The organism is Pseudomonas sp. (genome assembly GCF_033723075.1).
GTDB lineage: Bacteria > Pseudomonadota > Gammaproteobacteria > Pseudomonadales > Pseudomonadaceae > Aquipseudomonas.
Map to the genome: position 1 here is coordinate 233,907 of NZ_JAWVXU010000007.1, position 14,017 is coordinate 247,923.

Annotated in this window: 14 protein-coding genes and 1 rRNA gene; 8 read left to right on the forward strand and 7 right to left on the reverse strand. The window is 58.3% G+C overall.

What is annotated here, in order from left to right; genetic code table 11:
* The first annotated feature begins 173 nt into the window (after window positions 1-173).
* Window positions 174-908, forward strand: coding sequence for a phosphoadenylyl-sulfate reductase (locus tag R3355_RS11040; RefSeq protein WP_318961225.1), 735 nt, complete (start codon window positions 174-176; stop codon window positions 906-908).
* Window positions 909-1,490: 582 nt separating this feature from the next.
* Here R3355_RS11040 and R3355_RS11045 read toward each other — a convergent pair.
* Window positions 1,491-2,099 (reverse strand): FMN-dependent NADH-azoreductase, encoded by a 609-nt coding sequence (locus tag R3355_RS11045; protein ID WP_318961226.1) that lies wholly within the window; start codon window positions 2,097-2,099, stop codon window positions 1,491-1,493.
* A 128-nt stretch (window positions 2,100-2,227) separates the two neighbouring features.
* Here R3355_RS11045 and R3355_RS11050 point away from each other — a divergent pair, with 128 nt between their 5' ends.
* Window positions 2,228-3,127 (forward strand): LysR substrate-binding domain-containing protein, encoded by a 900-nt coding sequence (locus R3355_RS11050; protein ID WP_318961227.1) that lies wholly within the window; start codon window positions 2,228-2,230, stop codon window positions 3,125-3,127.
* Window positions 3,128-3,142: 15 nt separating this feature from the next.
* On the opposite strand, the gene R3355_RS11055 is transcribed toward R3355_RS11050, so the two are convergent.
* Window positions 3,143-3,649 (reverse strand): DUF1993 domain-containing protein, encoded by a 507-nt coding sequence (locus R3355_RS11055; RefSeq protein ID WP_318961228.1) that lies wholly within the window; start codon window positions 3,647-3,649, stop codon window positions 3,143-3,145.
* Window positions 3,650-3,730: 81 nt separating this feature from the next.
* Between R3355_RS11055 and R3355_RS11060 the strand changes: the two genes are divergently transcribed.
* A complete protein-coding gene (locus R3355_RS11060) occupies window positions 3,731-4,084 on the forward strand; it encodes an MmcQ/YjbR family DNA-binding protein (protein ID WP_318961243.1) in 354 nt (117 codons plus the stop codon).
* A gap of 3 nt (window positions 4,085-4,087) precedes the next feature.
* Here R3355_RS11060 and R3355_RS11065 read toward each other — a convergent pair whose 3' ends face one another.
* From R3355_RS11065 to R3355_RS11075, 3 genes are all read right to left on the reverse strand, one after another.
* Window positions 4,088-4,804: a DUF1294 domain-containing protein gene (locus R3355_RS11065; RefSeq protein ID WP_318961229.1), complete on the reverse strand. Its 717-nt coding sequence runs from the start codon at window positions 4,802-4,804 to the stop codon at window positions 4,088-4,090.
* Between the two features lie 41 nt (window positions 4,805-4,845).
* Complete coding sequence (locus R3355_RS11070; protein WP_318961230.1) at window positions 4,846-5,814, reverse strand: alpha/beta hydrolase; 969 nt, start codon at window positions 5,812-5,814, stop codon at window positions 4,846-4,848.
* Window positions 5,815-5,900: 86 nt separating this feature from the next.
* Window positions 5,901-6,731 carry an undecaprenyl-diphosphate phosphatase gene (locus R3355_RS11075; protein WP_318961231.1) on the reverse strand — a complete coding sequence of 277 codons (831 nt, stop codon included), beginning with the start codon at window positions 6,729-6,731 and terminating at the stop codon, window positions 5,901-5,903.
* A gap of 332 nt (window positions 6,732-7,063) precedes the next feature.
* Here R3355_RS11075 and R3355_RS11080 point away from each other — a divergent pair, with 332 nt between their 5' ends.
* Both R3355_RS11080 and R3355_RS11085 read left to right on the forward strand, forming a co-directional pair.
* Window positions 7,064-8,698 carry a methyl-accepting chemotaxis protein gene (locus R3355_RS11080; protein ID WP_318961232.1) on the forward strand — a complete coding sequence of 545 codons (1,635 nt, stop codon included), beginning with the start codon at window positions 7,064-7,066 and terminating at the stop codon, window positions 8,696-8,698.
* 7 nt (window positions 8,699-8,705) lie between these two features.
* Window positions 8,706-9,320 carry a hypothetical protein gene (locus R3355_RS11085; protein WP_318961233.1) on the forward strand — a complete coding sequence of 205 codons (615 nt, stop codon included), beginning with the start codon at window positions 8,706-8,708 and terminating at the stop codon, window positions 9,318-9,320.
* A 186-nt stretch (window positions 9,321-9,506) separates the two neighbouring features.
* Here R3355_RS11085 and R3355_RS11090 read toward each other — a convergent pair whose 3' ends face one another.
* The gene (locus R3355_RS11090; RefSeq protein WP_318961234.1) at window positions 9,507-9,974 is read right to left on the reverse strand and encodes a DUF3429 domain-containing protein; all 468 of its coding nucleotides are present in this window, start codon (window positions 9,972-9,974) and stop codon (window positions 9,507-9,509) included.
* Window positions 9,975-10,222: 248 nt separating this feature from the next.
* On the opposite strand from R3355_RS11090, the gene R3355_RS11095 reads away from it, so the two are divergent.
* The 3 genes from R3355_RS11095 to queD all read left to right on the forward strand — a co-directional run bounded on the left by R3355_RS11095 (window position 10,223) and on the right by queD (window position 13,787).
* Window positions 10,223-12,097, forward strand: coding sequence for a di-heme-cytochrome C peroxidase (locus R3355_RS11095; RefSeq protein ID WP_318961244.1), 1,875 nt, complete (start codon window positions 10,223-10,225; stop codon window positions 12,095-12,097).
* Between the two features lie 57 nt (window positions 12,098-12,154).
* A complete protein-coding gene (locus R3355_RS11100; protein ID WP_318961235.1) occupies window positions 12,155-13,300 on the forward strand; it encodes a catalase family protein in 1,146 nt (381 codons plus the stop codon).
* 130 nt (window positions 13,301-13,430) lie between these two features.
* Window positions 13,431-13,787: a 6-carboxytetrahydropterin synthase QueD gene (gene queD / locus R3355_RS11105; RefSeq protein ID WP_172151855.1), complete on the forward strand. Its 357-nt coding sequence runs from the start codon at window positions 13,431-13,433 to the stop codon at window positions 13,785-13,787.
* A gap of 116 nt (window positions 13,788-13,903) precedes the next feature.
* On the opposite strand, the gene rrf is transcribed toward queD, so the two are convergent.
* Window positions 13,904-14,017: ribosomal RNA gene (gene rrf, locus R3355_RS11110) — 5S ribosomal RNA — on the reverse strand; the annotation flags it as partial.

Genomic DNA, 14,017 nt, shown 5'->3' on the forward strand with positions numbered 1-14,017 from the left:
GCGCAACGCACGACTTATACTCAAAATCGATGGTCACCCTTGCACTTCGTTATTTAGCGGTATAACGCCTTTTTGCTACCATCGGCGCACAGAGCGTCCCGAGGGCGTAAACACACCAGGCGCAGTCGCCTGGCGGCACCCTCTCAGCGCCACCCCAACCAGGAATCCAGCCGATGAGCCACCCATTCGATGTAGCCGAACTGGCCGCAACCTACGCCAACAAGTCGCCCCAGGATATTCTCAAACTTGCTTTCGAGCACTTTGGCGATGAACTGTGGCTTTCCTTCAGCGGCGCCGAGGACGTGGTGCTGGTGGACATGGCCTGGAAGCTGAATAGAAACGTCAAGGTCTTCAGCCTCGACACCGGTCGCCTGCACCCGGAGACCTACCGCTTCATCGAGCAGGTGCGCGAGCACTACGGCATCGCCATCGACGTACTCTCCCCCGACGCGACGGCGCTAGAGGCACTGGTCAAGGAAAAAGGCTTGTTCAGCTTCTACAAGGACGGCCACAGCCAATGCTGCGGAATTCGCAAGACCGCCCCGCTGCGGCGCAAGCTCGCCACGGTCAAGGCCTGGGCCACTGGCCAGCGCCGCGACCAGAGCCCCGGCACTCGCAGTCAGGTCGCGGTGGTGGAAATCGACACGGCCTTCTCCAGCCCGGAAAACACTCTGTACAAGTTCAACCCGCTGGCGCAGATGAGCAGCGAAGACGTCTGGGCCTATATCCGCATGCTGGAAATCCCCTACAACAGCCTGCATGAGCGCGGTTTCATCAGTATCGGTTGCGAGCCCTGCACCCGCCCCGTACTGCCCAACCAGCACGAACGCGAAGGTCGCTGGTGGTGGGAGGAAGCCACGCAGAAGGAGTGCGGCCTGCACGCCGGCAACCTGATCGCGAAGAACTGAGCGATTGTGAAAAAGCCCTCACCTGCGGCGACCGCCAAACGCCCGCTGCTGACATTTCTTGCGTAGCGCGCCTTGCCGCGAACACCCGGAGACGCTCTCGCGACGACGCTCGATATTTTTACAACCGTAGCCAGGCTCTTCAGACTGAGTGAAAACACGCTGTTACTGGCAACAGCACAAAGGCAAACACCCCGACTGGTTCGGGGGCGTTTGCCTTTACAGTCAACAAAACTCAGCGACCACGAGCGCAGACCAACAGCTCGATCATGCGGCGTGCGCCCAACACCTTGGTGGCTCGTTTGCGATTACGCCTGCACTGCCAGTGATATTTCACGTCGTACGCCGTTGCAGTGACGCATGGGGAAGCGGCCGTTGCCGAACAGCCATTGAGGTTAGCGAAGGGGGTGCTGGTTTGGCCGCAAAACCGGAAACAAACGGCCTTGACCACGCCCCTCACCCTCGATGTAGTGCATAAACAAAAATGCCCGTATCTCTCGATACGGGCGTTATCTGCATCCGCTACTCAAACGGTCAAGTTTGCCCACAGCCGGACTGAGCAGCTTTATTCATCGCGACTCGCAATCAGGCGACCGCGAACAGCTCGCCTACCTGCAGCTCTGCAGCTTGCATGGCAATAGCGCGCTGCTCTTCACCGTAGGCCAGACCTTCGGCACGCACCACCTGAATGTCACTGATGCCGACAAAGCCGAGGACAAACTTCAAGTAGTCCTCATGGGCGGCCGCACTTGGCTGTCCGGAGTGGATTCCGCCCGAGGTTGAGACGATGACAACCTTCTTGCCGCCCGCCAGGCCCTGCGGACCATTTTCGCCATAGCTGAAGGTCTTGCCGGCCACGGTGACGCGGTCGATCCAGGCTTTCAGCTGGCTCGGTAGCGCAAAGTTGTACATGGGCGCACCGATCACGATGGCATCGGCATCGAGAAACTCCTCCAGGGTGCTTTCCGACAGCTCGGCCTCGTACCGCTGCGTAGCATTGCGCAGCTCATCAGGCGTACCAACGGCAACCAGGCTGAGCGCAGAAAAATGGCTCAACGCGTCGCCGGCCAGGTCACGGTAAGTCACCTGGGCACTCGGCTCGGCGGCTTGCCAGGCCGCGACCACGGCGCTGCTGAGTTGGCGGGAAGCGGACGAGTCGCCGAGAATGCTGGAATCTAGGTGCAGTAGTTTCATGACGGATGGCCTCCAAAGTGAGATCGCCTCCTTGGCGATCAAGATGCTGGAGATACTACCTATGAAAGCAATAGTCGATAAGTCGACATAAATGCGATAGTTCGTCCTATTTATAGGACGACTAAGCCATGCATGACCTCAACGATCTGTTCTACTTCGCCAAAGTGGTGGAGGCTGGCGGTTTCGCCGCCGCCGGCCGTGCTCTGGGTATTCCCAAGTCTCGCCTGTCACGGCGCATCGCCGAGCTGGAAAACCGCCTGGGCGCGCGTCTGCTGCAACGCACCACACGCAAGCTGGTACTGACCGACCTCGGTGAACGCTACTTGCGCCATTGCCAGGCGATGTTGCTGGAGGCCGAGCAGGCCGAAGAAACCGTCGCCAGCCTGACCAGCGAACCACGCGGTCGCTTGCGCGTCTCCACCCCCGGCGGCATTGCCCTGCTGCCGGAGCTGGTCGTCAGTTTCCTCGCGGCCTATCCCAAGGTGCAACTGGAAGTGCTGCAGACCAACCGCCGCGTGGACTTGCTCAACGAGGGCGTGGACGTGGCGCTGCGCGTGCGCAGTGCCGAAGATGAAGACCAGGCGCTGATCAGTCGCCGCCTGCAACCGGCCCAGGCATATATGGTGGCGGCCCCCGAGTTGCTCCAAGGCGTCAGCATCGACGCACCGGACGACTTGGCCAAACTGCCGGCGCTCGGCGCATTGGAGGCCGATCGCAAGATTCACCTGCGCTTCCAGCATGACAACGGGAACGTACAAGACATCAGCCTGGAGGCACGCCTGGCCATCGAAGACTTCGCCGTGCGCAAGCGTGCCGCGCTGGCCGGTTTGGGGCTGACCATGCTGCCCCAGCCTTTCTGCCATGAGGAGCTGGCCGATGGCCGGCTGGTTCGCCTGTTGCCCGACTGGACGCTACCTGGCGGCCACCTGCAGGCGGTCTACACCCACAGGCGCGGCATGCTGCCGGCAGTGCGCGCCTGGATCGAACACCTCAGCCAGGCGTTTCGCACCTGGGGACAGCCGGTTTAGACGATCTTTCTCTGCTCAAGGCCGGCCAAGGAAATCCATCTTGCCGATATCCAGGCCGTTGTGGCGCAGGATCGCGTAGGCGGTGGTCAGGTGAAAATAGAAGTTCGGCAGGACGAAATGCAGCAAGTACTCCTGCCCCGTGAACTTCAACTCCATACCCGGAAAGTTCAGGGTGATCGACCTGCCTTCTCTGCCCTCAAGTTGCGTCGCAGCTACGCTGCCGAGAAATGCCTGGGTCTTGGCAATACGCGCCTGCAACTCGGCAAAACTGCTTTCGCTGTCGGCATAGCTGGGGATGTCGATGCCGGCCAGTCGCGCGGCACAGCCCTTGACGCCATCGCTGGCGATCTGCACCTGGCGCACCAGCGGATACATATCCGGCGCCAGACGCGCATTGAGCAGCGCCCCTGGCTCGATCTTGCGCTCAGCGGCGTAAGCCTCGGCCTTGTGCAGGATCGCCGACAGGTTACCGAGCATGCGGATGAAAACAGGAAGCGAAGCGTCATACATGGACAGTGCCATAAGGAAATCTCCATCGGGGCTAAAGCTTGGGCCAACAGTCTGCTAGCTTAGCTAGAGAACCCGCAGCAAGGCTCGATGCGCATGAAACAACAGGAAATAGCCGCTTTTTGTCTGCAATTGCCTGGTGCCCGTGAAGATTTCAAGTGGGGCAACAACCAGGTGTTTTCCGTGGCGGGCAACAAGATGTTCGCCATACTCAATTTTCTCGGCCATGAGCTGGCGTTCAAGGTCGACAGCGATTTGTTTCTCGGTTACGTCGACCGCCCCGGCATTCGCCCGGCGCCCTATCTGGCGCGGGCGCACTGGATCAGCATGAGCTGCGCGCATCCGCCCCTCGGCGACGACGAACTCTGGCAACTACTGACCCGCTCGCACCAGTTGGTGGTACGCAGGTTGCCCAAACGTTTGCAGGTGGGCCTGCTGCTCGACCTTTGACCACTAGGGCTGCAAGTAGGCGCGCAGCACTTCACCGAAATAGGTGCCGTCCAGCAGCAGCCAGTCGACCCAGAACGCCTGGTGCACCACGACAATCGTCCAGAACAGCCACTGATAAGACGCCTTGCGGGTTTTATGGCGAAAAATCTGCTGAGCCAGCAAGGCACCGGGCCAACCACCGAGCAACTCGACCAGGTGCAGACTGTTCTCCGTGGTGCGCCTGCCACCGTTTAGCGCACGGGTTTTGTCATGCCAGTATTGCCCGAAGCTGATCAGGCTGGCCGCGGCATACCCCAGCAATGCCCAGTTCAAGCCCGAGTTCACCAGCAGCTGCAGCGCGCCGAACAGCGGCAGCCCGCACAATGCGGCAAACAGCAGCACCTTCAGGCCGAGATGCTGAATCGCCGTCGAAGCCTCGCGTGTTGTCTTTGCCTGAGTGGATTGGCGCCCCGCCGCAGCGGTCGACTGGGCCGATCGCGGCTTGCGCCGGATGGCCGGCTGATCGAGCGCCAAATCGCCAGCCAGGCGTATATGCTCGGCACGCACACGCCCGTGTCGGTCCTTGCCGGCTATATACAGCACCTGGTCTCCTGCCACGGGACGCCGGTCGCCGCGCATCGCCGAGATATGTGCAAAGACCTCAGCCCCACCCTGCTGTGGCTGGATAAAGCCGAAGCCCCTGTCGTCGTCCCAATTGCGCAACAGCCCGCGCTGCTCCATGACGGCCAGTCCTTAACTGAAAAGGACCCATTCTAACGGGCTCAAGCGGGGTAATGCCGCTTGAGAAACGCCAGCAATAGTCGATTCACCTCGGCAGCCTGCTCGTTCTGGATCCAGTGGCCGCAATCGTTCAGTAGGTGCTGTTCCAGATTGGCAATGCGCTTGGGCATCTGCTTGAGGGTATAGGCTTCCAGGGTGCCGACCGGGTCCTTGTCACCGAGCAGGAACAACGCCGGCTGTTCGATGTGCTTGTCGGCCAACGCCTCGGTGCGTTGCCAGTTGCGCTCGAAGTTGCGGTACCAGTTGAGTGCGCCATTGAAACCGCGCCCAGTGAAGGTCTCCAGGTAGTGGCCGAACGCCTCGGCATCGCACCAAGTCGGCAATACGCCCGGGTCCTGCATGCCGTCGAACAACCCGGCACCGGCCGGTTTTTCCTGAAGAAAGAAGTCCTTGGGCACGGCGGCTGAGGTGTTGTGCATCATCATGCGCAGAGTGCGCGGGATATCGGCGTCCATTTCCTGCTCGGCAACCCCGGGTTGCTGGAAGTGCAGGATGTAATGGAAGCGCTCGGCATAGTGCTGACGCATCATCTCGATCGCGGGCTGCCTGGGCCGCCCGCCGAAGGGTACGGCCATGCCTACCACCGCCTTTACCCGCTGCGGCTCCAATAACGCCAGGTGCCAGGCAACCGGTGCGCCCCAATCGTGGCCGATCACGCAGGCCTCGCGGTGCCCGAGCAGATCCATGGCTGCCTGGATATCGCCACACAGGGTAATCAGGTCATAAGCCGCTGGATCTCGCGGTGCGCTGCTTTGCCCATAACCACGCATTTCTGGGATCGACACTCGATAACCGGCCGCCGCCAAGGGACCGATCTGCTGACGCCAGGAGTGCCAGCATTCGGGAAAACCATGCAGCAACCACAACGGTTGGCCATCCGCAGGCCCCGCGCTGTAGAGACTGAGTGTGATGCCGTTGACGTCAAGCAGTCGGTGTTCCAGCGAATTCATAACGCCTCCATGAGAGGGCATCACTATGACAAAGGCGCGCCAAGCAGCGCGCCTTTTATCAATCCGCCGAATGAAGCCTCACGCACTCAACCTTGGGCGGTACTCCAGTCGATCAGATGCAGTTGCCAGGTCGCCAGAATCAACAAACCGAAACCGATGCGATACCAGGCGAAGACCGCATAACTGTGGTTGCCGATGAACTTGAGCAGGGCGCGCACGGCAATCATGGCGAAGATGAACGAGGTCACAAAACCGATGGCGAACACCGGCAGGTCCGCTGGCAGGAACAGCTCGCGGTACTTGTAGCCGGAGTAAACCGCGGCGCCGACCATGGTCGGCATCGCCAGAAAGAAGGAGAACTCGGTAGCCGCCTTGCGTGACATGCCGAACAATAGGCCGCCGATAATAGTCGCGCCCGAGCGAGAGGTGCCCGGAATCATCGCCAGGCACTGGGCACAGCCAACTTTCAGGGCATCCTTCCAGTTCATATCGTCGACGCTTTCGGCATGGATAACATGCTCACGCCGTTCGGCCCAGAGCATGACCACGCCCCCCACTATCAGCGCGGCAGCTACGGTAATCGGGTTGAACAGGTATTGGTGTATCAGATCGGCAAAGGCCACACCGAGAATTACCGCAGGCAGGACGGCAATTATCAGATTGGCGGTGAAGCGCTGCGCCTCGGACACCCGTGGCAGCCCGACCACTACCTCGATGATCTTGTGCCTGAACTCCCAAACTACCGCCAGGATGGCACCCAACTGGATAATGATATTGAAAGCCATAGCCCGCTCACCGGAAAAATCGATGAGATCGGCCACTATGATTTGATGGCCTGTACTGGAAATAGGCAAAAACTCGGTAATACCTTCGACAATACCCAAAATCAACGACTGCACGGCGATCCAAAGATCCATTAACGCTCCTAGGGCGCACGGTATGCTCCGCACGAACTACATAAATATGTGAATAATCAACAACACTGCCGCGACTTTCGGACTCAAGCTCTACGCTATGGTTCCAATAGCGCAAAAAAAGTGGAGAACCCTCAGGTTTTCGCTCCAGAAGCCGAAATGCTATCAGAGACACGAGCCTATTGCTGTATCAGAGCCTACTCGTGCGCATCCGCATGGACATCGTCGCCCAACGCCTCGGTCCAATTAGCGCATGGTTTAGAACAACAAGTGCTGCATTCCGTATATAAGGAACGCGTCCTGAACCCCAGAACAAGAACCGGGAGAGCCATTCTATGAACAGCCTACGCAGCCTACCCATCAGCCGTCGTTTGTGGCTTATTCTCGCTGTCGCCATCGTCATGCTGCTCATCCTCGGTGCGTTGATGCTGCAACAGATTCATCACGACCTGTATGCCGCCAAAGAGGAGAAAACTCAGCACCTGGTACAGAGCGCGGCAGGCATTCTCGCCCATTACCACAGCCTCGAGACAGCCACTACGCTCAGTCGCGAGGAAGCGCAGAAGCAGGCCAAGGAAGTAATCCGCGGCCTGCGCTACGACGGCCAGGAGTATTTCTGGATCAATGACCAGACCCCAACCATGGTCATGCACCCAATCTCTCCCAAACTCGAAGGCCAGAACCTTTCCGCCATCAAGGATCAGGACGGCAAGGAACTGTTCAATGAAATGGTGAAGATCAGCAAAGCCAAGGGCGCCGGCCTGGTGCATTATCGCTGGCCCAGCCCGAGCTCGAGCGACCCGATAGCCAAGGTTTCCTACGTCAGCCTGTTCCAGCCCTGGGGTTGGATCATCGGTTCAGGCGTGTACGTCGATGACGTGCAGGCGCAATTCCAGGCGCAAGCCTTGCGCGCACTCGCTATCGGTATCGCGATCGCCCTGCTGATGACCCTGCTGGTAACCCTGATATCGCGCAGTATTACCCGGCCCCTTCAAGAGGCTGTCGACGCCATGGCCAACATCGCCAGCGGTGAAGGCGATCTTACCCACTCCCTGGACACTAACGGCGATGACGAACTGACTGCCCTGGCCAAGCACTTCAATGCATTTACCGAAAAGTTGCGCCATGTGATCCGCCAGTCACTCGACTCTGCCGGTGCACTCGATCAAGCAGCACGCTCGCTCGGCGGTATTGCCCACGAGGCCCAGAAGCACGGTCAGCAGCAATCCCAGCAGATGGAACTCGTGGCCACCGCGATCAACGAGGTCACCTATGGCGTGCAAGATGTCGCGAAAAATGCCGAACATGCGTCAAGCGAAGTGCATGCCGCCGAAGCCCAGGCGAGCCAAGGCCAGCAGAACATCGATGCCAGCCTGCGGCAGATCGGCCAACTCTCCGGCACTATCGATCAGGCGGTCGAGGTAATTCAAAAGCTGGCCCTGGAAAGCACGCAAATAGGCAGTGTTTTGGAAGTGATTCGCTCGATTGCCGAACAGACCAACCTGCTCGCCCTCAATGCTGCGATCGAAGCCGCGCGCGCGGGCGAACAAGGACGCGGGTTTGCCGTGGTCGCCGACGAAGTGCGCTTGCTGGCTCAACGCACCCAGCAATCGACCGCTGAAATTCAGGGTATGATCGAGCGCTTGCAAGGCAACTCCGAAGCCGCAGTGAAAGTCATCAACGATAGTAGCCGCGCCTCACAACTCACCGTCGAGCAAGCCAGCCAGGCCGGTGAGAGCCTCGGGCAAATCGCCCAATCGCTGCGTAACCTGACCGGTTTGAATGCCTCGATCGCCAGTGCCACACTGCAACAGTCGCAGGTGGTCGAAGATATCAACCAGAATGTCACCCAGGCTGCCGGTTTAGCCCACAGCAATGCCCTGGCAGCCGAACAGTCCAGTGAGGCCAGCCAACGCCTTGGCCAACTGGCTGAGCAGCTCAATCGATTACTGGGTCAGTTTCGCGTATGAGGAATGAATGAGCGGCATGGAACATCAGGAAGTCGACCTCGACCGGCCACAGAACCAGGATTTGATCTGGGATCTGGACACTATGGCCCGACGCGAGCTGGCTGAGCGCTTCATCAAGCTGTTCGAAAACCGCTTATGCGTCTATTCCGAATCCGTGCGCCAGCTCTATACCAACTACAACCTGCACTTTCCCCACGACCAGGGCCGCAAGATGGTAGTGCTGCCCAACCCCTATGCGTTCCATGACACCCTGCACGGCATTGAGGCGCACGCCGTGCGCAAAACCGGACTCTGCGTACTGCCGGGCGTGGTACTGGGGAAGCCGGGCCTACTGTTATGCACACAGATAAAGGATGGTGGACCCGCACCGAAAACCATGCCGTTTAAACGAGCGCTGGCACAAATCATCAGCAATCAAAAGAAAGCCGGCGACGTCTTTCTGCCCATCATGATGAAAGGCGATCTGCGCGAGTTCGATCAGCAGATGCCTTATATCCACCTGCACCGCCTGCAAGTAAACCGTCTCACTCGGCTGTCCACATTCGAGCGCGACGACATTCAGCAGACCATCACCCGCAAGTTGCTGATGCTCTATCGTCAGGCCGACAGCCTGGCGTGTTAGCGTTAGCTCAGCTTGCGCGACCATAGATATCGGCTCATCCAGCTAGAGCTCAAAAGTCAGAAGCAGCGGCAAGCTCTAGTGGCCATGAGCAGTACCTCAGGGGGCGGCGAACCCTATCAGGGCGTTTCCCGCGATTTGGCTGCAACAGTTTTAGTCGCGCCGGCATGCATCGGCGACAGACTGAACTCATGCGACCAGCACGCTGGCCCAGGCCAATAACAAGCTGAGTGAGACGACCACGGTTAACGGCATACGCAGGCTCGAATACCAGTGAGGAGCCAGCCCCAGCTTGACCGCATGCACATCTGCAAAATGGAGGCCTACGAACGCGACCAGAAGTGTCGGTAAGGCCAACCCCATCGGCAACCCTGCAGAAATAGCCAACCAGCCAAGCAATGGCGGAATCACCGACAAGCCCAACTGAATCTGCGCTTGTTCGTCACTCTCCTCGGCCCGCATCGCCAGGCCCCAATGGATCGCCCCCATAAAAGCCAGGATCAGGGCCGCAAAATCCAGTAACGCTTCCAGCACGAAGGGACGCCAACCCAATGGGATCACCCAGATTCCCAGTGCGCCACTGACAAAGGGTAGCAACCCGGCATAACCGAGCAGAATTGCCAACTGCGGTGGTTTTTCAGCCTCAAAGGGGTGCATTGTCTACTCCTGATTTTCGGTTTGCTGCCACTCCAGCCTGCTACTCACGACTCATCCCAGTATTGAGCAAAGGCCATGTAATAGAAATGGAGCGGCACATCGGAATGCTGACGCCCATATACCAATCACGGCGCAAACCTGCAGCGCCAAGGGAGCTCACCTGAGAATAAATCAGTGAAGGCAGCTTGCCATTAGCCTTTCAGCTTGGCATAAAGTCAGACAACAAGAATGCAACAAGGAAGTGTGTAATGCGTATGCTCCGTGCGATTGCCACAGCTTTTTTGGTGATTCTGGTTTGCGCTCTCGCCTTGGGGTTTTACTTCATTGCCTACCCCAACCTACCCAGTTACCAGAAACCGGACAAACTCCACTACCTCAATCAGTGGAGCGATGAACAGCGCCAGACATATTACTACACGCCCCAAGGCACCCGAGTTAAGGGCTTGCGTTACGACTGGTTCAGCGCTCTTGAGTTGCCCCTGAGTAGAGACAAATTTGCTGCGCCAGACTACCTGGCCCGTTTTGGTTTTCTGGTCGATCCAGAGCAAACACCTACTGAGCGCAACCCCGCTAATCTGCCTGTTGGCTTTTCCCGCCATCAGGATAGCAAGACATCCATTCATTACCTGGATATAAGCTGCGCGGCCTGCCACACCGGGGAGTTGCGCTACCAGGGGCAGGCTGTGCGGATTGATGGTGGCGCAGCGCTGCATGCACTTGCCTCAACCGTGCCAACCCTGAGAGGCGGCAGCTTCGGCCAGTCACTTGGCATGAGCATGGCCTTCACTTATTACAACCCCTTGAAATTCAGACGCTTTGCTAAGGTCGTACTCGGCGAAGACTATCCGCAAGGCCGCGACCAACTGCGCCAGGACTTCAAAGTCGTTCTCGACCGCTTGCTCGGTACGGCATTCAACGACTGGCATCGCGGTCTCTACCCGACCGAAGAAGGCTTTGGCCGTACCGATGCCTTTGGCCGTATCGCCAACAGCGTCTTCGGTGACGCTATCGACGCCAGTAACTATCGGGTCGCCAACGCCCCAGTCAGCTACCCGCAACTCTGGGATATCTGGAAATTTGACTGGGTGCAGTGGAATGGCTCAGCCATGCAACCCATGGCGCGCAATATCGGCGAAGCACTAGGTGTAGGCGCAACATTGCAGCTACTGCAAGCTGACGGCCACCCGGTGCCGGAGGCTGAGCGCTATTCGTCCAGCGTACGCCTGCGCGACCTGCACATCCTGGAGGAAACCCTCAAACATCTGAAGCCGCCGACCTGGCCAGAGGATGTCTTCGGCAAGATCGATCGGCCACTGGCCAGCCAAGGCCGCGCCCTGTTCACCGAAAACTGTGCCTACTGCCACGCCCCGGCCCCCAAACCACGTGCCGAACGCCTGGCGCCGGCACGCGACCCCGAATGGCGCATGCGCATCGTGCCGACCCACGTCATCGGTACGGATTCAACTACTGCCGACAACATTGCCGATCATCGCTTCGATATCAGCAATCTAAGCTGGACTAAAGCCGAACTCGGCAAGCTGGATGTTCGCCTCTTCGGCGCGACCCTGGATGACGTCGATATGCGCAGCATCTCCAGCGCCAAAGGCCTCGCCTACCTAACTGCTTACGTCGAAAACCGCGCCTATCTGGACGCGGGCATCCAGCCACGTGAACGCTGGCGCATGGACGGCTACGGCCTGCCTATCGGCGTACAAGAAAAACGTGGCTACAAAGCCCGGCCACTGCACGGCATCTGGGCCACCCCACCCTTTTTGCACAACGGCTCGATCCCTACCTTGTTTCAGCTGCTATCCCCCGTATCAGAACGGAAAACTAAATTCTGGGTCGGTAACTTCGAGTACAACCCGAAGTACGTCGGCTTCAACAGCGATAACTTTTCGGGTGGTTTTTTATTCGATACCGACATCACTGGCAACAGCAACCGCGGCCATGAATTCCGCGAAGGCTGCCGTCAGGACGGTGTGATCGGTCGCGCACTTCAGCCGGAGGAGCGCTGGGCACTGCTCGAATACCTCAAGGTACTGGGCAATCCAGAACTCGAAGCCCAGCTACAACCGATCAAAGCCAAACCTTGGAACCCCGGGCCCAAGTGCCAGGAGTAATCTGAGACAGTCAGCCCCTGCCTGCAGGGATGCCAATAAGTGACAAGGAATAGCACCATGCTCAAACGACTTTGGCTGTGGGTTGGCCGCTTTCTCGGCAAGCTTTTTCTGCTACTTCTAATGGTCAGCTTAGGCGGTTGGGGCATAGCCGCGGCTTACTACAGCTGGAAATTCTCTGGCCCCGTTTCCAGCGAGGAGCAAATCCCGCCAGGCGAAGCAGCGCTTACCCAGGGCATCATCGAAGATGCTATCCGAGTGGTCGAACAACACCGCAATAACACCCGAGTCCTGCGCGATGCCCATGCCAAAGCCCACGGCTGCGTCAAGGCACAAGTAACAGTGCTCACAGCCCTCGACAGCAGTCTTCGCCATGGCGTATTCAGCGAGCCGGGGAAAACCTGGCAAGCTTGGATGCGGCTGTCCAACGGCAACGCCTACCCGCAATTCGACCGCGCTCGCGATGCCCGCGGCATGGCCCTCAAACTTCTCGACGTACCAGGTGAAAAGCTCTTGAGCAGTGCTGCACACACAAGCGATCAAGATTTTGTCATGTTCAATCACCCTGCCTTCTTCGTCCGCGACGTGGCCGAATACAAAAGCAACTTCGCCGCCCAAGCCGAGGGCAAGAAAGCGCTGGCGTTCTTTCCTGGCTGGGATCCTCGGAACTGGGAAATCCGCCACCTGATCATTGCCCTGAAAACCTTGTCGCCCGCTCCACAAAGTCCCGTTGCGACCACCTACAACTCCATCGCCCCATTCAAGCTTGGCCCGCACAACATCAAGTATCGCGTCATCCCAACACCGGAAAGCTGCCCAGACTATGTATTGCCTGCGCCTAACAAGGATCTGCCCAACTTTCTGCGCAACGCGCTATACCAACAGCTCTCGCTCGACCGCACTCCCGCCTGTTTCGCCTTGCAGATTCAACGACAGAACCCCGCCTACTACATGCCGATCGAAGACCCTAGCATCGAGTGGGACGAGTCGATCGCGCCATTCGAGACAGTCGCCAAGATCGAACTTCCGGCACAAGACTTCGATAGCCGCGAGCAAAATCTGTTTTGCGACAATCTGTCATTCAATCCCTGGCACTCGCTACCGGAGCATCGCCCCATAGGCGGGATCAACCGCCTGAGGAAGGCAGTATATGAAGCTGTCAGCGTTTATCGTCAGGAGAGAAACCGGCAAAAAGCTACCCAGTAGCGTTGCAGCACTGCAGTGGGTGCAGTGGGTGCAACACAGGCCAGCACCGCGACGTTGGTCAAGCAGAACTGCTAATATCACGCTTTATCGGAGCGGTGCGTGCAACCGCGTATTTTCAGAGAGACAACCCGTGGAACTGTTCAAAGAGTTTATTTTCGAAGCGGCCCACCGCCTTCCCCATGTGCCCGAGGGGCATAAATGTGGACGACTGCATGGCCATTCCTTCCGCGTTGCCGTCTATATCGAAGGCGAGATCGACCCCTACACCGGCTGGATCCGGGATTTTTCCGAGATCAAAGCGATCTTCAAGCCACTCTACGAGCAACTCGACCATAACTATCTGAACGATATTCCTGGCCTGGAAAACCCCACCAGCGAGATCATCGCCAAATGGATCTGGCAACAACTCAAACCTCTCCTTCCCGAACTGTCCCGCATCCGGATCCACGAAACCTGTACCAGTGGCTGCGAATATCGCGGAGACTGATCGAGCCGCAACAATTTAAAAGCCACCTGCAGGTGGCTTTTTTATGCTGGTCGTAAAAACCGCGCGCAAAGACAAACCCCCCACCTGCTTACGCAGATGGGGGGTTTGGAATACAAGCTTGACGATGACCTACTCTCACATGGGGAAACCCCACACTACCATCGGCGATGCATCGTTTCACTACTGAGTTCGGGATGGGATCAGGTGGTTCCAACGCTCTATGGTCGTCA

What these genes read in the sequence shown, in the direction of transcription:
- R3355_RS11040 (WP_318961225.1), top strand. Translation starts at nt 174, where the DNA reads ATGAGCCACCCATTCGATGTAGCCGAACTGGCCGCAACCTACGCCAAC.
- R3355_RS11045 (WP_318961226.1), bottom strand. Translation starts at nt 2,099, where the DNA reads ATGAAACTACTGCACCTAGATTCCAGCATTCTCGGCGACTCGTCCGCT.
- R3355_RS11050 (WP_318961227.1), top strand. Translation starts at nt 2,228, where the DNA reads ATGCATGACCTCAACGATCTGTTCTACTTCGCCAAAGTGGTGGAGGCT.
- R3355_RS11055 (WP_318961228.1), bottom strand. Translation starts at nt 3,649, where the DNA reads ATGGCACTGTCCATGTATGACGCTTCGCTTCCTGTTTTCATCCGCATG.
- R3355_RS11060 (WP_318961243.1), top strand. Translation starts at nt 3,731, where the DNA reads ATGAAACAACAGGAAATAGCCGCTTTTTGTCTGCAATTGCCTGGTGCC.
- R3355_RS11065 (WP_318961229.1), bottom strand. Translation starts at nt 4,804, where the DNA reads ATGGAGCAGCGCGGGCTGTTGCGCAATTGGGACGACGACAGGGGCTTC.
- R3355_RS11070 (WP_318961230.1), bottom strand. Translation starts at nt 5,814, where the DNA reads ATGAATTCGCTGGAACACCGACTGCTTGACGTCAACGGCATCACACTC.
- R3355_RS11075 (WP_318961231.1), bottom strand. Translation starts at nt 6,731, where the DNA reads ATGGATCTTTGGATCGCCGTGCAGTCGTTGATTTTGGGTATTGTCGAA.
- R3355_RS11080 (WP_318961232.1), top strand. Translation starts at nt 7,064, where the DNA reads ATGAACAGCCTACGCAGCCTACCCATCAGCCGTCGTTTGTGGCTTATT.
- R3355_RS11085 (WP_318961233.1), top strand. Translation starts at nt 8,706, where the DNA reads ATGAGCGGCATGGAACATCAGGAAGTCGACCTCGACCGGCCACAGAAC.
- R3355_RS11090 (WP_318961234.1), bottom strand. Translation starts at nt 9,974, where the DNA reads ATGCACCCCTTTGAGGCTGAAAAACCACCGCAGTTGGCAATTCTGCTC.
- R3355_RS11095 (WP_318961244.1), top strand. Translation starts at nt 10,223, where the DNA reads ATGCGTATGCTCCGTGCGATTGCCACAGCTTTTTTGGTGATTCTGGTT.
- R3355_RS11100 (WP_318961235.1), top strand. Translation starts at nt 12,155, where the DNA reads ATGCTCAAACGACTTTGGCTGTGGGTTGGCCGCTTTCTCGGCAAGCTT.